Source organism: Pontibacter qinzhouensis, assembly GCF_008017455.1.
Classification (GTDB): domain Bacteria; phylum Bacteroidota; class Bacteroidia; order Cytophagales; family Hymenobacteraceae; genus Pontibacter; species Pontibacter qinzhouensis.
This window is the reverse complement of record NZ_VRTY01000037.1, coordinates 18,544-37,463: the sequence shown is the minus strand read 5'-3', so window position 1 is coordinate 37,463 and position 18,920 is coordinate 18,544. Positions and strand designations below refer to the sequence as shown.

At 48.0% G+C, this 18,920-nt stretch carries 12 protein-coding genes; 5 read left to right on the top strand and 7 right to left on the bottom strand.

The features are described from left to right. Window positions 1-99: 99 nt before the first annotated feature. From FVR03_RS11265 to FVR03_RS11250, 4 genes are all read left to right on the top strand, one after another. A complete protein-coding gene (locus tag FVR03_RS11265; protein WP_222707214.1) occupies window positions 100-1,128 on the top strand; it encodes a LacI family DNA-binding transcriptional regulator in 1,029 nt (342 codons plus the stop codon). A 167-nt stretch (window positions 1,129-1,295) separates the two neighbouring features. Further along, window positions 1,296-2,285, top strand: coding sequence for an L-glyceraldehyde 3-phosphate reductase (gene mgrA, locus FVR03_RS11260; protein ID WP_147921851.1), 990 nt, complete (start codon window positions 1,296-1,298; stop codon window positions 2,283-2,285). Between the two features lie 176 nt (window positions 2,286-2,461). Then, entirely contained in the window at window positions 2,462-3,253 is a 792-nt protein-coding gene (locus FVR03_RS11255; RefSeq protein WP_255474178.1) for a rhamnogalacturonan acetylesterase, read from the top strand. A 121-nt stretch (window positions 3,254-3,374) separates the two neighbouring features. Further along, window positions 3,375-4,196, top strand: a complete 822-nt coding sequence (locus FVR03_RS11250) for a rhamnogalacturonan acetylesterase (protein WP_147921850.1) — start codon at window positions 3,375-3,377, stop codon at window positions 4,194-4,196. A gap of 156 nt (window positions 4,197-4,352) precedes the next feature. Here the strand turns inward: FVR03_RS11250 and FVR03_RS11245 are convergent, their stop codons facing one another. Beyond that, the gene (locus FVR03_RS11245) at window positions 4,353-5,894 is read right to left on the bottom strand and encodes a SulP family inorganic anion transporter (RefSeq protein WP_147921849.1); all 1,542 of its coding nucleotides are present in this window, start codon (window positions 5,892-5,894) and stop codon (window positions 4,353-4,355) included. 466 nt (window positions 5,895-6,360) lie between these two features. Between FVR03_RS11245 and FVR03_RS11240 the strand changes: the two genes are divergently transcribed. Further along, window positions 6,361-7,242, top strand: coding sequence for a YicC/YloC family endoribonuclease (locus tag FVR03_RS11240; protein WP_147921848.1), 882 nt, complete (start codon window positions 6,361-6,363; stop codon window positions 7,240-7,242). A 385-nt stretch (window positions 7,243-7,627) separates the two neighbouring features. Here the strand turns inward: FVR03_RS11240 and FVR03_RS24380 are convergent, their stop codons facing one another. The 6 genes from FVR03_RS24380 to sov form a co-directional block, all read right to left on the bottom strand. Then, complete coding sequence (locus FVR03_RS24380) at window positions 7,628-7,786, bottom strand: hypothetical protein (protein WP_187270132.1); 159 nt, start codon at window positions 7,784-7,786, stop codon at window positions 7,628-7,630. 687 nt (window positions 7,787-8,473) lie between these two features. After that, a complete protein-coding gene (locus tag FVR03_RS11235) occupies window positions 8,474-9,760 on the bottom strand; it encodes a M28 family metallopeptidase (RefSeq protein WP_187270131.1) in 1,287 nt (428 codons plus the stop codon). Window positions 9,761-9,824: 64 nt separating this feature from the next. After that, window positions 9,825-10,712: an Rpn family recombination-promoting nuclease/putative transposase gene (locus FVR03_RS11230; protein WP_147921846.1), complete on the bottom strand. Its 888-nt coding sequence runs from the start codon at window positions 10,710-10,712 to the stop codon at window positions 9,825-9,827. Window positions 10,713-10,892: 180 nt separating this feature from the next. Beyond that, the gene (locus FVR03_RS11225; RefSeq protein ID WP_255474177.1) at window positions 10,893-11,267 is read right to left on the bottom strand and encodes a VanZ family protein; all 375 of its coding nucleotides are present in this window, start codon (window positions 11,265-11,267) and stop codon (window positions 10,893-10,895) included. 25 nt (window positions 11,268-11,292) lie between these two features. Then, window positions 11,293-11,673: a glycine cleavage system protein GcvH gene (gene gcvH, locus FVR03_RS11220; RefSeq protein ID WP_147921845.1), complete on the bottom strand. Its 381-nt coding sequence runs from the start codon at window positions 11,671-11,673 to the stop codon at window positions 11,293-11,295. Window positions 11,674-11,736: 63 nt separating this feature from the next. Continuing rightward, on the bottom strand, window positions 11,737-18,909 hold the full coding sequence (gene sov / locus FVR03_RS11215; RefSeq protein WP_255474176.1) for a T9SS outer membrane translocon Sov/SprA: 7,173 nt from the start codon (window positions 18,907-18,909) through the stop codon (window positions 11,737-11,739). Window positions 18,910-18,920 lie beyond the last annotated feature (11 nt).

The window sequence follows — 18,920 nt, the reverse complement described above, 5'->3', positions numbered from 1 at the left end:
ATTTAGAAAGCAGCAGGTAACGCCTTGCCAGCAGGAGAGCATGTTATGGCAGGTTAGATAGCAGATAGCCATGATGTACATTTAACGAAATAACTGCAGATGATGAAGCGTAGAATCACTTTACAGGACATAGCGCTAGACCTGAACCTGACGCCTGCTACTGTTTCGAGGGCCTTAAATAATCACCCGGAAATAAGCGACAAAACAAAGAAGATGGTAGAAGAAACGGCAACCCGGCTCGACTACAACCGAAATAAAATTGCGTCGTCGCTGAGGTCGGGCAAAACGCATGTTATAGGGGTTCTCATTCCGACTGCTGAACCTGCTTTTTTCGGCTCTGTTATTCATGGCATCACCAACATTGCCAACAGCAGCGGCTACGACGTAATTATTTACCAGTCTAACGAGATGTATGAGTACGAGGTAAAAGGCATTAAAGCTTTTATGAGTGCCCGGGTAGATGGCATACTGGCCTCCATCTCAAAAGAAACCATAGATTGTTCCCACTTCATTAACGCCAAACGCAACGGTATTCCGGTTGTGCTTTTCGACCGGGTAAATAATGACCTCGATATACCCTCTGTAACTGTAGACGATTACCAGGGAGGTTTTATAGCGACAGAACATCTGATTGAGCAAGGTTATAAACGCATTGCGCACGTGTCGGGGCCGCAGCATATCAAAGCGTTCTACGATAGGTTAAAAGGGTACAGAGGGGCTCTGCAGGCAAACGGCATCAGGTTCGACGCCTCTTTGGTTTACGCCGGCGATATTAGCATAGAAGCAGGCAAAGCAGCTGTAGAGAACTTCCTGAAGTTGCCGGTTCGGCCCGATGCTATTTTCGCGGTAGAAGATTTTGCGGCGCTTGGTGTTATAAAACAACTGAAGGCAAGAGGTATAAAAATGCCGGAAGAAATGGGTGTTTTCGGTTTTTGCAACGATCTGTTCAGCGAGCATATCACCCCCGGCCTCTCCACCATAGACCAGCAGACGGTGCTGATGGGGCAGGAGGCTGTGAAAATGATTTTCCATATTATTGATAACAATAACGGCATGTATCAACCATCTAAAGTGGTATTAGACCCTTTGCCTGTTATCAGAGAGTCGTCTTTAAGGGTATCAACTTAAAGGCCATTAGGTTATCGTAATCGTTTACATAAATAGTAGAGTACAAGGATTTTTAAATTGGCCATACCAACGAAATAAGGCTTCTAAACGAAGACAATCATCTGATTATAATTTTAAATTTGAAGGAGCACCAGTAACTTACCTGTTCTACTCACAAGTCATCTACTATGAACTATCAGCCTTCAGAAACCCGATACCAAGCCATGCCTTACCGGCGCTGCGGCAACAGCGGCCTCAAACTGCCTGCCATGTCGCTGGGTTTATGGCATAACTTCGGCTACGTTAATAACTTCGAAAACAGCCGGAAACTTATTCAAACTGCTTTCGACGCGGGTATTACGCACTTCGACCTGGCTAACAATTACGGCCCGCCTCCAGGCTCAGCCGAAGAGAATTTCGGAAGAATTCTTAATCTTGATTTGCGTGGCTACCGCGACGAACTCATTATATCGTCGAAGGCGGGTTATACCATGTGGGAGGGACCTTATGGTGACTGGGGCTCCAAAAAATACCTGGTGTCGAGCCTCGACCAGAGCCTGAAACGGATGAAGTTAGAGTACGTGGATATTTTTTACCACCACCGTCCGGACCCGGAAACACCGCTTGAAGAAACCTTGGCGGCCCTCGATCTGGTGGTGCGGCAGGGCAAGGCGCTGTATGTAGGCATTTCGAACTACAGGCCAGAAGAAGCAGCCATTGCATTTGACCTCCTGAAAAAACTGGGCACGCCCTGTCTTATTCATCAGCCAAAATACTCGATGTTTGAGAGATGGGTAGAAGCCGATCTGCTCGATCTGTTGGGCAGCAAAGGCGTGGGTTGCATACCCTTTTCGCCGCTGGCACAGGGGCTCCTCACCGATAAGTACCTGCATGGCATCCCGACAGATTCCAGGGTGGCTACCAGTGGCGTTTTTCTGCAGGAAAGCCACCTGACGCCGGAGCGCCTGAACAAAATAGCCCAACTAAACGACATCGCACAGCAGCGGGGGCAAAAACTGGCGCACATGGCCCTCGCCTGGATTCTAAAAGATGAGCGCATTACCTCGGTGCTAATTGGGGCCAGCAAACCCGAACAAATAACAGATTCGCTGAAGGCCCTCCAGAATACCACCTTCAGCAGCCAGGAACTAGATGCCATTAACCACATATTAAGCTGATACCCTTGACTAAAAATAGTCTAAAAATCGTTGGAAGGGCAATTTTATTAGCATAATTGCTGCTTTTTAGCTCCGGACTGCCTGTTTTTTGATTGTTAAATTGTTCAATGGCTAAATCAACAGTTGAACGATCACGAATGAAATATGAAGTCTTGAAATTTGTTTCTTTTAACCTTATGATGAATCAGAATAATTCTTTTTACGCTTTTTTGGTGCTGGTTCTGCTCTGTGCCGCCTGTGCAGTAGGAACAGGCCGGAAAATAGCCGAGAAACCAACGCTCTACATTATAGGAGACTCCACCGTGCGCAACACCGGAGAAGGTGCCGGCGGCTGGGGATCTTACATAGAGGAGCATTTCGATAGCACCAAGCTGGCTGTAAGCAACCAGGCCATGGCCGGCCGCAGCACCCGAACCTTTATAAAAGAAGGCCGCTGGGACAAGGTACTTTCCACCCTCAGGCCCGGCGATTACGTTATCATGCAGTTTGGCCACAACGAAGGCAGCGAACCAGACACCACCCGTGCCGGCTACCGTGGCGTACTGAGAGGCACTGGAGACGAAACAAAAGAGCTTACCTGGAAAGATGGCCAGGTAGAAACAGTGCATACCTATGGCTGGTACCTCCGCAAGTTCGTGAACGATGCCAAAGCCAAAGGTGCCACTCCCATTATCGCTTCTATGATACCCCGCAACCAGTGGCAAGATGGCAAAGTAATCCGCGCTACCGACACCTTTGGCAAGTGGGCCAAAGAAATAGCCGCGGCAGAGGGAGCTTACTTTATAGATCTGAACCAGATAACTGCCGATAAGTACGACCAATGGGGCCCAGAGAAGGTCGGTAGCTATTTCCCTAAAGATCACACCCACACCGATGTGGCCGGTGCCCGCATAAACGCCGCCTCCGTAGCAGAAGGCATAAAGCAGCACAAGAAGCTGGAGCTGAACAAGTACTTTCTGAGAAATTAGAAATTTCAGGATTAGAAATGGAGAGAGCAGTATCAGCAGCAGAAGGAGAAAAGGGTACCGTAAAACCCGTTGCTCCGAATGCCAATGCACTTACTTTCAACTTTAACTTTTAACCGCTAACATGAACCCACTCTTTCTCTTCAAAAAATCAACTTATACTTACCTGCTGTTGCTGAGCCTGTTGCTGGCAGCCGCATCTTGTGCAGTAACTAAGAAGCATGATCAGGTAAAGCCAACTGTGTACTTAATTGGCGATTCTACGGTAAAGAACGGCAAGGGCAACGGCGATGGTGGCTTGTGGGGCTGGGGCAATTTTTTGCATACTCACTTCGATACAACCAAAGTATCAATAGAGAACCATGCGCTGGGTGGCACCAGTAGCCGCACGTTTCGCACCTATGGGCACTGGGAGAAAGTGCTGGCCCAGGTGCAGGCCGGCGATTACGTGCTCATGCAGTTTGGCCACAACGACAGTAGCCCCGTTAACGATACGCTCCGCGCCCGGGGCACCCTTCAAAACAACTCCGACGATACCGAAGAAATCGAGAACCTGATAACCAAAAAGCACGAAGTGGTGCACTCTTATGGCTGGTACCTCCGCGCGTTTATAAAAGATGCCAAAGCCAAAGGCGCTATTCCGGTGGTACTATCGCCGGTGCCACGCAACCAATGGGCCGAGGGCAAGGCCAACCGCAACGCGGACAGCTATGGCAAGTGGGCAGCCGAGGCAGCAGCTCAGGAAGGTGTGGTGTTTATAGACCTGAACGCCATTATAGCCGACCGCTACGAAAAAGAAGGCGAAGCAAAAGTGAGAAGCACCTACTTTAACACCACCGACCACACCCACACCATAGAAGAGGGTGCCAAAGTAAACGCTGCAGCTGTAGCACACGGCATCAGCGAAAAGAAAGAACTGCGGCTGAGGAAGCACCTATTGAAATAGTTAAGAGTTATGAGTTTAGAGTTGATAAAAAAGTAATAGCCTAACTTTATACTCTTTGAATCTCTTTACAAGGGCGCTAAGTGAGAATCTACAAAAGCTGAGGTTAAAGTAGCGAAACTCATAACTTTTAACTCATAACTCCTAACTAATTAAGCACTAATCCATTTTGTCGGAGGCAATGTGGTAGGTAGGGTCTTCCATAATGTTTACATCTATTACCTCATCGGCGTTTTTGAGCAGAACCAGGCAATCAGGGCTCAGGTGCTTCAGGTGCAGTTTTTTGCCTGCTTTGTGGTAGCGCTCCGTTAGTTTGTTTAACGCTTCTATGCCCGACATGTCGGCTACGCGGCTTTCTTTGAAATCAATTATTACTTCCTCCGGGTCGTTTTGAACATCAAATTTCTCGGTAAAGGCAGTTACAGAGCCAAAGAACAACGGGCCGTACATTTCATAATGCTTCACACCGCTGGCATCTGTATATTTTCGGGCTCTGATGCGTTTGGCACTTTCCCAGGCAAATACTAAGGCCGCTATAATAACACCAATGAGCACCGCCAAGGCCAGGTTGTGGAGCCAGACAGTAATAACGGCCACCAATATGCCTACAAACACATCATGTCTGGGCATCTTGTTTATAATCTTAAAGCTGATCCACTCAAACGTGCCGATGGCCACCATAATCATAACACCAACTAAGGCAGCCATAGGTACCCGTTCAATAACAGGGGCTCCAATTAAAATAATAACCAGAATGGTAAATGCGGCGACAATACCTGCCAGTCGTGCCCTTGCGCCAGCCGATAGGTTTACGAGCGTTTGCGCGATCATGGCACAGCCGCCCATGCCGAAGAAAAAGCCATTTAGCAGGTTAGCGCTGCCTTGCGCTACACATTCTCTGTTGCCGTTGCCACGGGTGCCGGTAATTTCATCGACCAGGTTTATCGTAAGCAGACTTTCGGTGAGCCCCACACCTGCCATAATCAGGGCATACGGGAAAATAACCTGCAGCATCTCCAGGCTGAGCGGTACCTCGGGTATATGAAAAGGCGGCAAACCGCCGCTTACAGAGGCAATGTCTTTTACAATTTTGGTATCGATGCCGAAGCCGAACACGATGGCAAACACAATCAAAATGGCTACAAGTGAGGGAGGAACAGCCCGCGTAATTTTAGGTAGTACCACAATAATGGCAATAGTGAGCGCCACCAGCCCGGCCATAATGTACAGTGGCTCTCCCGAGAGCCAGGTAACCTCGCCATTCACAACTGTCTTGAACTGCTCGATCTGCGACATGAAAATAATGATCGCCAGACCGTTCACGAAACCGAACATAACAGGCTGCGGCACCAACCGAATAAATTTGCCAAGCTTAAACACGCCCACCAAAATCTGCAGAACTCCTGCCAGGGCCACAGCTGCAAACACATACTCCAGCCCATGCGACTGCATCAGGGCGATAAGCACCACGGCGGTAGCACCCGCTCCACCCGATACCATGCCCGGCCTGCCACCAAGCACTGCCGTTACCAAACCCATTATAAAGGCAGCATATAAGCCTACAAGTGGCGGAAAACCAGCCAGTATGGCAAACGACAACGATTCCGGAATCATGGTCATGGCGACGGTAAGGCCAGCCAGAATTTCAATTTTATAGTCGACTTTGTTGCTGAAGTCGAACAAGCGTAAAAGTGGTTGCATAAAAAAGATTAGTTGAGCAAATCAGGATTAATGCTGCAAGTGGCACAGCAATAGCAGTAGGGTTAGGGTATAAGCCATAATTATTCAGATGAAAATAGCCTTCAGAAGGTTCTGGCACATAAAATTGCCAAGGTCTCCTGCAGGGGCACCTCATCATGAAGCGGCTACTTAAAAAAAGGAATATAGAAATGTTCTTCAGCTAAAGCAGATTGCGTGCTGAAGAAAAAGAAAGGAAAACTGAGCTAAAACTCAGGGTGGAGTCACCGGGCTATGTTGAACGTTGCTTTTCATTTTGGAGGTACAAAACTAAGTATATAAGTGAGTAAATAAAAACGGGAAGCAAATTTACGCAAAACAGTCTTTGCAGCACCTTGCAACCTTCGCTAATGTGGCTTTTGTGGCAGTAGCTGCACAAAATTGAATATTTATAGCTAATTTGGCAGATATCAATTTAAAAGTAAAGCTTATGTTACAGTCCATGACAGGCTTTGGCAGTTCCCGCCTCGATGCTGACCAATATACCATTTCCATAGAAATTCGTTCCCTTAACTCTAAAAGCATGGATCTGAGCGTGCGCCTGCCCCGCTTCCTGGCGGAGCGAGAGTACGAAATCAGGAATTTGCTCACCAAATCGTTGGTGCGGGGCAAAGTGAGCATCTGCATAGATTTTAGTAGAAACAAAGCTCAGAAAGCGCTGAACACTATTAATAAGGAGTTGTTGCAGGCCTACTACCGCCAGCTGGAAGAAGCCGCCGACATGGTAGGAGCCGGTAAACACGAACTGTTCCGGCTGGCCCTACAAATGCCCGAGGTGCTGCAACAGGACCAGGGCGAAGAAGAATCGGGTGAAACGGTGTGGGAAACTGTGCATCCGCTGCTGCAGGAAGCGCTGGACAGCATCCATACATTTCGGGCAGATGAAGGCAAGGCGCTTACAACCGAAATTGTATCGTATATAGACCGTATCCGGATTTTGCTGGCCGAAATTGAGAAGCGCGACCCGGTGCGCATGGAGCATATTCGGGGCCGTATTAAAGGCCATTTGTCAGAAATCTCTAATTCTGAGTCGTTCGACCTGAACCGATTTGAGCAGGAAATGATTTACTTTATGGAGAAGCTGGATATTGCGGAGGAGAAGGTGCGACTTATAAACCATTTGCATTATTTTACTGAAACCGTGTATCTGCCAGAGCCTACAGGTAAAAAACTCGGGTTTATAGCGCAGGAGATTGGCCGCGAAATTAACACCATCGGTTCTAAAGCAAACGATGCCGTTATCCAGCGATACGTGGTAGAAATGAAAGAAGAACTTGAAAAGATTAAAGAGCAGATCAATAACATTCTGTAACCTTAATCTGCAGGCATAGTTTCGCCTGCTGTTGCCTTTGGCAGCAGCAGGCTATTTTTTTAGAACACAAGGAGCCATGGCTCTCCAAAACCAGTCGGAGAGTTGTTTAAAAACGGAAATATCCTGTTTTGCCTGGCCTTGCCAACAAGTTGCCAGTGCCTGCGGTACACATAATCTGAAAATAACCGAAAGTCTCAGCCCTGATAGGTGCTGCAAACGGTGAGGAGAGGTTGCTACGGGCAAAAATCCTGAAAAGGCTACGAAATAATCTTTAGTAAAGGGCAGTTACAGACTGAGCTACAGTCGGAGAGGGAGCAGATAAAGGGTAATGTTAGTGGTGTTGCTGTTAAGCAAGAGGTTTCGTAATTCAGGTAAAATGCTAAGACTAAGGCAAACGTTTTGCGACTACTTCAACAGTAGGCAGCAGATTCGGGTATTGCTTCATTTCAGTTCTTTCAGCAATTTTGTTTACTTCGTCTGTAGTATTTTTAATAATGCCTGCAAACATCAGGACTATGGCGCATAATAATGTGATGATTTTCATGACAGTAAAGTTTTAGGGTTAATAAATTCATTGATACTCAATAGATAGCAGATGCACCTTAAAGGTTGCTTCTGAGTTTCAAAATATTTTTATAAAATTAATTTCAGTCTGTTTTATTACCAGGTGCTGGTAGAGCCTACTCTGTAAATTTTCAATGAGTCGTTTTTTGCAAACTTACTAAGGCCGTAATGCTCCATTTAGTATACGTTTTATTTAAGAATGATGCCATTTATAATGAACAATCATTTGTTATTTATTTTAAATAAATAGGTGTATTACAGACAGTTATGTCGGTTTGTATTGAGGAAGTGGTAGTGCCTTAAGAGTAGAAAGTAAATTATTCTAATGAAAATAGCCTTCCGATAACTTTCAGCCCCTTTTTTGCCAAGGGTAGGTGTATACGTTATAAGTGGCTATATGCCTGACTGTTGCTCCAAATTATTAGTCAGAAAATGATGAAGTTTGACTAATCAGTTCATATGGCTGACGACGCAACTTATCGAAATTTACAATCAATTTTTCTTATGTTAACAGAATTAAGAAAAGGCTTGTGCCAACTTTAACAGTTGGCAGCGCAAGCTAGAATTCCGATAGGTGAAGAGGCAGCTTAGAACGGCCAAAAGGCTCGAAATGGCAGAAAAGGGCGAAGACACTCGCGCCATCATAATTTTTAATTTTGCAGGAGCACTAGCGTTGCTCCTGCAAAGCGGCTGAGAACCGGAGCAGCAGCTTGAATACTTCAGGAAAGCGTGTGAGAGGTAATTGCTCCGGCTTATCGTGCACGTTATGGTAGGCAGTGGTGCCGCCCAGTGTGTAGAAAAAGAAAGCCGGTACGCCTTTTTCAGAGAAAGGATAGTGATCGGAGTTAGCAGCTTTACCTCTGCTCCTGATCTGGGGGAGGTGCATGTAGGTATTGTTCAGGTCGGTGAGCAGCTTAAATTCCTGCGAGTGCACAGATCCGTTTACCGCCATCATGCCAGCGTCTCCGGTGCCCAGCATATCGAGGTTTAGTAAGAACCTGATCTGGCTCAGAGGAAAAAGCGGGTTGTTTGTATAGTGAAAGGAGCCGACCAGGCCAGCTTCTTCGGCCGCAAAAGCTATGAACACGATGCTGTAAGCCGGTTTGTTTTCTGGTTTACTGTAATGTTCCGCCAGCTCCAGCAACATAGCTGTTCCGCTGGCATTGTCGTTAGCTCCCGGGAAATAAACATCTTTTCCCTGCCCGCCCAAATGGTCGTAATGCGCTGTAAATACGATAAAGGAATCGGGTTGTACGCTTCCCTCTACTGCTGCGATTACATTTTGTGTTTGATAAGCCGGTACAAATTCTGCCTCGGTTTTAAACTTTACTTTTTTTGCTCGTTCTGGCCATGCCGAAGCAAGTACCTCTAAAGTAGGCGTTTTCTGCTGCTGCCGTGCTACTGAGGTTAACACACCTTTTGGCTGCAGCACAAGGTGTGCTTTAGCGGTTTGTAACTGTTGTTGGTAAGGTTCAGGTAATTGCTGAAGTAGCGGCAGGTGTTGTTGCCGGTAAACAAGTGCTTTGCCTGCTAAGCTTTTCGAAAAGAATTGGCTGGCTGCTGCTTGGTCTGTAAAAATAAGCGTGTCGAGGGGTAGTGCTTTTGCCTTGCCTTTGCCTGTAGGTGAGCCTGCCAACGCCACAAATTCAGAGCCTGCTTTTAGCTTTTTATTGTCTGGCTGCAACAGTGGCGTTTGGGTTATGCGGTTTACCGGAAGGGTAAAGTGTTGGAAATACTGCTGCCCCAGTGGCTTAAGCCCCGCTTCCTGAAAACGATTTTGTATGTATTGAGCCGCTTTTGCATCACCTGCAAACAGGTAGCCACGGCCGTGCATAGTAGGGGAGCACAGGGTGTCTATAGTCTGGCGTACCCGCTCCATTTGTTGTGCCTCCACCAACGAGATACAACTGAACAGGCAAAGCAGGAAGAGGAGGTATGGGTAAGTTTTTTTCAAATCGAAAATAGTGAAAGCGTACTTGTTCATGCCAGAAACGAAGCAGCGCAAGTGTGTAGTTGGCTTACTCGTCAGTTTTACTTTTAAGCCTTTCAAGCTGCTGTAAGGTAAGCCCTGTAGTCTCAGAAATTACCTCTATCGCTATTCCCTTCTTCAGCATGTTTTGGGCTACTTTCTCTATCCCTTTCTCTATCCCTTTCTCTAAACCTTCTATCAATCCTTCTTCTCTGGCCGTATCCAGGGAGTTTTTCATATCTCTGTAATACTTTAAACTATCTTCATAAGAGCGAACCTGGTCTGGGGTGAACTTAGCTATTTCGGCTGTTTCGAATAATTTTTCAAACACACGCTCGCGTAGTTTATCCGGAACTTTATCTAGCCTGTTAAGATTCCGGATAACGAATAGCCATTTATCAAACCTGGTCTCCAGGTTCTCAACAGTTTTGTTAAACTTGGGCATCTCCAGGTAAATAAAGGTGAGCTTTTCGTAAAAAACCTTCTTCGTGCCTGTATCTGTTAACTTTATATCGTAACGAAATTTTTCAGGATCGTTTTTATCCTCATCGAACACAAAGTCGAGTATGGCTATGGTGTAAACAGCTTTCAACTCGTAGTTCCAGTCTGCCCTCCTTGCCTGCTCCCGTATAGGAAAGGTGGCGTAGTAGACGGTGCGGTCTTTAAAGAAGTTCTGCTTGGTTTTCTGGAGCTCAACTATAAACTTTTCACCCTTTTCGTTTTCGCAGTACAGGTCAAAAATCGCTTTTCTGTCTACTTCACCGGTTCCAAGTTGCTCATTTTTTATATACGTGAGTTCGGTGATCTTTCCCTGCTCTTCTTCCAGGAGCACGTTTAGGAAGTCGAGCAGCAGATCTTTATTAGGTTCTTCTCCGAACAGTCTTTTGAAACCGTAATCGGTGAAGGGGTTTATATATCTTTCTACGAATTCAGCCATATGCAATGTCTAATAAACCAAATATACGAATTTTTCTAAAGCGCAAGTTACTTGGGCTGAGGCCTGGGAAGCGGCTGTTGTGCAAGCAATTATTCTAATAGAAATGACCTTCAGAAGAGGTTTTCGGCTGTTTGGGCTCAAGGGTGGTGATGGGGAGGTATATATGGGTAGCGGGCACAGCTACTGTTTGTACACCCATTTAAAGAGAAGAATGCCACTGAGGCACCCGATGGTGTTGCTCAGTACATCAAAGATGTCGCCTTCGCGGCCATCTAACACAAACTCCTGCAGCAGCTCGATGCCAATGCCATAAAAGGTACAGATGAATAGTGAATACCGAATGGCATAATGCCTGGTTTTGACGAAAGTATACTGCTTCTTCATGCCCACAATCATCAGAAAAGTGAGCACGCAAAACAGAAAGGCGTGTGCAAAAGAGTCGAAGGAGAGGAGTTCCCAGGCCGAGGTGGCAGGCGCGGAAGTATTGGGCAGCAGTGTTGTGATCAGGATCACTGCTGCCCACATAATGGTAAAGAGGTTGTACCGTAGAATCAACTCGTAAAGGCGTGTGTGTAGGTGTTTACTGACCTATCAGTTCGCTGTAGTCTGCAGCCGAAAGCAGGCTTTCCAGCTCGCTGGCATCTTCAATCGCTATTTTCACGATCCAGCCATCGCCGTAGGGGTCAGAGTTCACAAGCTCAGGACTGGCATCGAGTTTTTCGTTGAGTTCTAATACTGTGCCGCTAACGGGGCTGAAGAGATCCGATACAGTTTTTACCGCCTCTACAGTGCCAAACACGTCGTTCTGGGCAATTTGCTTGTCTACAGTATCAACGTCAACGTACACAATATCGCCTAGTTCGCTTTGGGCAAAATCTGTGATGCCTACGTAGGCAACGTCTCCTTCTACACGAATCCACTCGTGGTCTTTCGAATACTTCAGGTTTTCAGGTAGGTTCATTTGTTTGTTAGTTTAGATGGATTGAGTTTCCAAAAGTACTTTCTTTTTCGCAATGCTGAAATATTATTGCAAACTTACTCGTAGCTGAATGCCGCCTTCGGTTACACTGTTTCTGAACGAAGTAGATATTTTAGGATCGGAGACCGTGCGCAATAAATAGAACTGCATGTTTACCCGCTGGCTCAGCACGTAGTCTACGGTTGGGCGCATGGTTAACTGTTTCGTGCCGTTCGTGATCTGGTTCTGGCTATACTCGTTACCCGTTTCGTCCTGGGCAATGGCCCGCTGCACGGTCTGGTTGTCGCGTACCGAAAAATCCATTCGCATGGTCACCTCATTGTCCAGCGCTTTGGTCATAAACGGCAGCTTTAATTTATCCTTGGTATAGCCGAAGCCAAACACATAGTCTGTCACGTTGGTCTCTGTAACCTGTGCGTTGGTCAGGTTCAGCGACAGGTTGCGCTCCACCTTATACTCAAGCCGGCCGGTAAAGTTTGTCTTCGTTCTGAAGTTAACGCCTAACAGCGGTGCCAGTCGCTCCATAATCGTTACCTGGCTCACAATGTAATACGGAATAATCTGGCCAAACTCATTTATGCTGTTCGGGAAACCGGTTGGCTCCTGATTGTAGGCCAGCGAGGTGGTAAAGTTAGAGATGGTATAAGAGGAGTTATAGGCATGTGTCAGGTTTACCTGGCTGAACCAACGTTTAAAGAACTCCAGCTGCGACAAACCATTATAATCGATGCGCCAATTTGGAATGGGTAGCCGGTCGAACGGTTTCGATGCTTTTGCCTCATAGCCATTTATATCTCTGCCCTGGTAAGCATACAGGAACGACTCCATCAGCACCGACTGCGAATTAAGCCTGTACCCGGAGTCTGGCGCAGCTGCATTGGCATCGGTGAGTTTTTGGCGCACATTATGGCGGTTCCGGATATAATCGTCGAAAGCCTGCGATGTGCCGCCTGCCGTAGACTGGAATAATGTGCCCAGTGCCATGAACGACGTACTGAACGAACCCATATTAATCGGGTTCTGGCGCTGATCTGTTGTGCCTATTCCACCAAAGTCATCAAACTCTTTGCGGTAAAACACTTCCTCGATTCTGGAAAGGTTGCGGCGGGCATCTACCTGCACGTTAAAAGACTTAATAGGCTCCAGGTTGGCGCGCAGGGTCATAATCTCGGCTAGCTCCGCGCTGAAAGGTGTGTTCAGGTATTGGCTGCTATCGGTGTACCAGCCGTTGCCCGATACTCTGTTGTATAGGTCATCGAGTTCATACTGCCTGCCCAGCACAAATGGCAGGCCTGGTGCTTCAAAGCCTTTGTCGAGGCCAAACATGTGGCTGGAGGGCAGGAAGCCTGGTATCATGCTGCGTTTGTCCTGCTCATACACAAAGTTTACAGAGCGTGTCATCATCAGAAGGCGTGCCAGCGATTTGGCGAACTTCATCTCTGACTTTGGCTTTTGGGCCGTTGTGTCGGTTGGTGCTGCCGGAGGCTGTTGTGCCTGTGGTGGCGCCGGTGTGTTCACATCTTTCAGGAACCGTACTTTATTGTAGAGTTTCACCAGATCGAACTTACCATTGAGCGTAAAGTCGGTGCTGTTTTCGGCAATGTTACCGAGCCTGAAGTTGTCATCCTGGTTCAGGGCAGTAGAACCGGCTGTCCAGATATAGGTGGCGGCATAGCGGGTTTCAGCGCTGAGCCAATCGGTAAGCGGAAACTTATCGAGTGGCAGCTTGTAGTTTATGGCTATAACCTGGTTAAAGTTTGTGTTACGCCCCCCTGACCGCAGATTTTCCCAGATAATGGCATTTTTGTACGCAATAGAGTCTATGTCGCTGTTAATGCGGTCGTCTGGTTCGTCTACTACAGATCGGTTTGAGGCGGTGTAATCCAGAGAAATACTCTTAGTAATGTCCCACTTCATGTCGTAGATGCGGTTAAAGAAGAAGTATTTCTGGAAAGTTGGTGCAATGCCTCTGGAAGTGATCACGTTAGAACCGGCTTCGCGACGCTGCAGAAACGTTTCGTTGTACCGGCGGTCCAGGTCGGCTCTAAAGGAGAAACTGCTCGGTAGTGGCGTAAAGTTAAAGTCTTTTATCAGGCGTAGGTACGGCGACTTAATAGCTTCAGTCTGTGCAAAAGGTGTATAGTTTTTTGGTGTGTTATTATACATATACGCTACACCCCCGGTATACGACTTTGTAAAGTCGCGCTCTGTTTCGATGTTGGTGAATAGCCGCTCGGCATACGAGTAGGAGAAGGAGAGGTTCTCCACATCATATGGCCTTACTTTCGCTTCAGGGTTTACGCGCTCCTTTCTAACATTCAGCAGGCTGATGCTTTTGCGGGTCTCCATGGTGGTTACTTTCTGCCGGTACTCCCGCTCTGCATCATCAGAGCTGAACCGCTCCATCGACTGCTCCAACGGAACATCCTTATCCAGCGGGTCGAACTGTGGCTGGCTGTTCAGGGTGCCGTACTGCACGCTCAGTGGAATCTTTATGCCAGATTTTTCGGGCAGGAACTTGTCGGCTGCTATGTTGGCGCTGATGTCCATCATGGCTGTGTTTTCGCGAGCCCGTTGTGCTATTTTTTGCTGAAGTCCACCAAAACCAATGGTAGTATAGCTACCTGTGGCGGTAATGTTGGCAAAATCGGCCAGTTTGGTGTTTAAGCGGGCATTGGCTGCCCAGCCAGTCTGGTTCCTGAAATCGGTAACGCGCAGCTCATCTACCCACACACAAACAGAGTGCGGGCTGCTGTCCTGGTTCGGCCTTGAAGGGTTCCGGACACCAATCATCACGCTTTGAACCTCACTAAAATCAGGGTTACCCATTATCCGGATTGTTTTGCCATTGAAAGGGACATCGTAAGGTCGGCGCATGTCGTAACCCTGTATTTTATTACGATCCATTTTAGCGTTCACAAGGTCTTGTATGGCAATGTCTATTTCGTTTTCAGATGGCCATATTTCTTCGCGGGTGGTAGCGCCGGGGTTGGTAATCTTTAGCGGAACAATGTACTCGTAATAGTGCTGCGAGTAGTCTGTACCAATCCTGATAAATATCTCTGTGTCGTCGTCTCTTGTGTTCGGGTTACTGGTTTGGGCATGCACAAACATTTTAATGCGTTTGTAAATAAGCATGTCGAGCGAAATGTTTTTATAAACAGCTTTCGAGAAGGAGTCTTTCAGGTCTTCTACGCACAGCTGCAGCGACTGCTCGTTCTGGCGGCGATTGTTCGTAGAAGCATAATCGCGCAGACGCTCGATGCCAGGTGGCACCATGTAGGGTATGCTCCCCTCTACAGGCTCCCCGTTCTCTTCTATGTTCACTGTAGAAACTGTAAAGGCACGGGCATCATCGGTACAGGTAAGGCAGGGGTTGCCATCGGTAATGGGTTGCAGGAAAGTACGCCACTGGTTGGCCACAAACTGGAACTGAAGGAAACGCAGTACCACCGGGTCAGCAAACTGGGTCATGTACATCCGCATAAACCTGATCGACTTAAAGCCATTGATGTTGCCCACACTGCCTGTAGGCTGGCGTACCGGAATACGGAACTGGTACCAGTTTACCTGGTCGCCATGAATAGTCTGCACAATGCGGTCTACAATATAATTCTGCCCTACGTTCAGCTGCCCTGGCCTCAGGTTTATTTTATACTCGTAATACTGCTCTAGGTCGCTGATAATGTTATCACGGTTCAGGTCTTCTTTATCCGGGAAAGCATAGTTCGAGAAACGGCTGTTCTCCGGAGAGTTGTTCTCCATGCCGTTAAAGTTTTTGTAGCGGCGCAGAATACCAGCTCCCTGCTGGTCGTAAATGGCATCGAGGTGGTGGTTGAAGTTATCAGCGGAGGGGTCGTTTAAAACCGACTGTGGCGGTGCACCCGGAATCTGGTTCAGGAAGCTGGAGGCAAAATGCTGGCGCTCCGCCTCGTCGTTTAAACCGTCTAGGCCAATATCCTGCAACTGGCGCCCACCCGGCACACCCGTAAAAGCATCTGTCAGGAATTGCTGCGACGTTACCCGGCCCCAAATTGTTTCCTGCAGGTTCTGCACATCGGTAGGTGAGGCAGGCAAGCCATTCTCAAAAGAATAGCGTCCGTCTTTCATAATGTCTTCCGATACGCTGCCCAGGTTCAGCACCAGTTCACCGCCTTCATTGCTGGAGATCAGGTTGCCCAGGTCGTCTTTCCGGCCATTCGGACCACTAATGAAAGGGTCCATCATCCAGAACTCCACATACTCTATGTTGGCATTGTCGAAGTCGGTATCGAAGGTAATGTCGCGGCTGATACCACCCCAGTTGCTGCGTGGGTCGCCTACTAATCTACCTTGTGCATCGAGGTTCGGGTTGTAATTGTATTGCCCCCGGTCGCGTGGGTAATACGCCAGGTCGAAGGTGTACTCGTAGGTGTTGGCAATTTGCGGGTCACGGCCGCGAAAAACCTCTGTTCGCCGCACACCGCGCACATAATGGTTACTAACTTCTTCTCTGGTAATGTTAGAGGGGCGCAGGTTATCGCCTTCGCGGTAAAATATCTGATCTACAGTGTACCAGGCAAGTTTAGCACGATTATAAGAATAGGCAAGTCCTTCGCCTTGTACTAGTGGTGCAGGTGTGGCTGCCAGTCGCCAGTTATTGTTGTTGAAACCACCCAGGCTAAAAGGCGTTTCAGCTCCTTCAAAGTCATCAATATACGATGTACCATCTTCGTTTACCGGCGATTTAGACTTATTTGGGACCAGTTGTGCAAACTCACCGCTGAAGGTAACGCTGGAGGGGGCTTTGGTCTGGATAAAAGGAATACGGTCGGTTAACTTGGTCAGGAAGCGCGACTCTTTGCTCAGGTTCACGTCCAGGCCGTAGATGGTGTTGTTGCTGGGTTCATCGCCTATGCTTACCCGGTTAATGTAAGGTTGCTCCTGTAGGTGCAGCACGGTAGCTCCAATGTTTATATCATCATTAACGGCATAGTCGAAGCGGGCACCGAGCAGCGTACGTGGCTGAATGTTCATCAGCTCCGCTTTCTCGTAGGTTACGCGCAGGTCGCTGGCCGAGCTGATGTAGCTGGGGTTCAGGATTTTGATGCGGCCCATGTCGTAAAAAACCTGGTAATCGGTGCCTTCGGTAAGGCGCGTGCCGCCGGAGTAAACTGCCACGGAGCCCTCTGCGATCCGGAAGCCGGGCAGCACAATTTCGTCGGTGGAGGTGGCCTGGAAACGGCCTTTCAGGAAGAATTTCGCTTTTACTGTATTCTGTTGCGCATCTGTTTGGGTTTGCTCATATAGCTCCTGAAATACGTAGCGCTCAATCAGCTCCGGCCGGCCTGTAAACTGCTCTGCCAGGTAACTGCCAAATGGCTCCACAATCGGGAAAATAACGGTTCCCATTTCAGGGTCTATGGTAATACCCGACAAAAAGTCGAAGTTACCATCACGCGGTTTGTCGTTGTTGGTGTTTACGTTGTCGAGGTTAAAGACTTCTATCAGCGGAATATTCTGAATCGGGCTTGCCTCTTTTAAGCTGGTAATATCTACGCCGGTTTCGTCGTCTTTGTAAACAATCTGCAACTGAAAGTTCTCCCGGCTAAGTTGGGTAGCATCGAGGCGGTACACGTTCTTCATGAGCAGGTCCCAGGTGGGGTACTCCAACGAAGGGTTCGTGGCCCGGAGCATTTTCATCTGAATTACCTGGTCGTCCTGCCGGTTCTGGTAGTCGTCCATTAGCTCCCCAACTTTATAGGTTCTGCCGTTGTAAGTATACTCAAACGCCACACCTAGCACCTGGTCGGGGAGGAGCGGAGTGTTCAGGGAGATATAGCCGAGCTGCGGGTTGAATTTATATTCGCGGGTATCGAGTTTACGTGCCCGCACGTGCTCAAAGTCTACGCCTTTCTGTAAGCCCAGGCCACTCAGGTAACTATCTACGCGGTTATTGTCGCGGGCGGCATTGTTGTTGGCAACCTGGCTGTAGAGGGTATTTACATCGTTGGCGGCAGGAGCATTAGGCCGGCCACCGAATTGCTGGCGGTAAGGGCTTGCCTCTCCCATATCCATGTAAGTAACCATGTTGCGCAGGTTTTCGGTAGAGCGGTTGTTGTTGGTAACGTACAGCTCTATGCGGCGAATAACAATGCCCGAGTTAACCAGCGGCAGGTTGCTTAGGGTGTTGTCGTAGCGGTTACGGAAAAAGTGCGACAGGAAGAAGTGACGGTTGTTGTCGTACTGGTCTACCCTAATCTCGAAAGGTTTATTTTGTGCACCATTCTGAATCACGATCTCATCGTTGCGGCCCCGCACGTTAGCGGCAATGGCTGTAACCCCCAGGCGGCCAAACTGAAGTTGGGTTTTAATACCAAAAAGGTTCTGGGCACCTGTTACCAGCGAGTTGTTAAGAGGCAGGCTTACGTTACCTGCTTCTATTTTACGAATAATCTCTTCCTCGAAGCCGGTATAATCCAGCTTCATGTTATTCTCAAAATCGAAGTTAGCGTTGTTGTCCCAGTTAAAGTTGAGCTGCATTTTCTCGCCTATCTTGCCTACCAGGTTAAGCGAAATGTTCTGGTCAAAATCGAAATCGCCGGTGCGCTGCTGGCGTAGCGGAATGTTCGGATTCTCGTTCCTGTTAAAGCGGGCGCCAAACTTTAATGCTATATTTCCGTTAGGTTGAATATCTACGTAGCTGCCACCGAATATGCGGTCGAATACAGGGCTTAGGTAAATTTTAGGAACCAGGCGGTTGCTGCTGAGTACGCTCTCGCCATCGAGGCTAGTCGACTTAGCGCGCCAGTAATCGCGGATCGCCTGCTTCTGCTGCCACTCCGAGTACTCTTGCAACGACATAGAAGAAGGCGTGCGGTAATTAAGGTCACCGATTTTCTCGGTAATGTTGTAGAGGTCCAGGCTGTCGTTTAGCTCCACTTCCATTTTAAGGTTATTTGGCTGGCCGAGCAGGAGGGGAGATGAGCTGGAACGGGTACTAAAAGGGTTGCCGCGCCTGTCGCGGGGCACGAAGGTAGGCCGGCGGCTTGGAATATATGGTACTAATTTGGTAGTGTCTCGCTTAACAGTGTCTTGCAGTGCAAAAAGATGTTGATCTGCCAATATTCTAAAATGGTTGCGCGATCGAACACCTTCTGCCTGCGATAACCAGGCCAGCATAGATATGGTAGCAACTGCTGCCAGGAGCAGGTTGTACTTTTTACTTTTCCAGATCAAAATCGGATATT

Bases quoted from the DNA above. Each gene is read 5' to 3' on its own strand.
- FVR03_RS11265 (WP_222707214.1), top strand. From the start codon at position 100: ATGATGAAGCGTAGAATCACTTTACAGGACATAGCGCTAGACCTGAAC.
- mgrA (WP_147921851.1), top strand. From the start codon at position 1,296: ATGAACTATCAGCCTTCAGAAACCCGATACCAAGCCATGCCTTACCGG.
- FVR03_RS11255 (WP_255474178.1), top strand. From the start codon at position 2,462: ATGATGAATCAGAATAATTCTTTTTACGCTTTTTTGGTGCTGGTTCTG.
- FVR03_RS11250 (WP_147921850.1), top strand. From the start codon at position 3,375: ATGAACCCACTCTTTCTCTTCAAAAAATCAACTTATACTTACCTGCTG.
- FVR03_RS11245 (WP_147921849.1), bottom strand. From the start codon at position 5,894: ATGCAACCACTTTTACGCTTGTTCGACTTCAGCAACAAAGTCGACTAT.
- FVR03_RS11240 (WP_147921848.1), top strand. From the start codon at position 6,361: ATGTTACAGTCCATGACAGGCTTTGGCAGTTCCCGCCTCGATGCTGAC.
- FVR03_RS24380 (WP_187270132.1), bottom strand. From the start codon at position 7,786: ATGAAAATCATCACATTATTATGCGCCATAGTCCTGATGTTTGCAGGC.
- FVR03_RS11230 (WP_147921846.1), bottom strand. From the start codon at position 10,712: ATGGCTGAATTCGTAGAAAGATATATAAACCCCTTCACCGATTACGGT.
- gcvH (WP_147921845.1), bottom strand. From the start codon at position 11,673: ATGAACCTACCTGAAAACCTGAAGTATTCGAAAGACCACGAGTGGATT.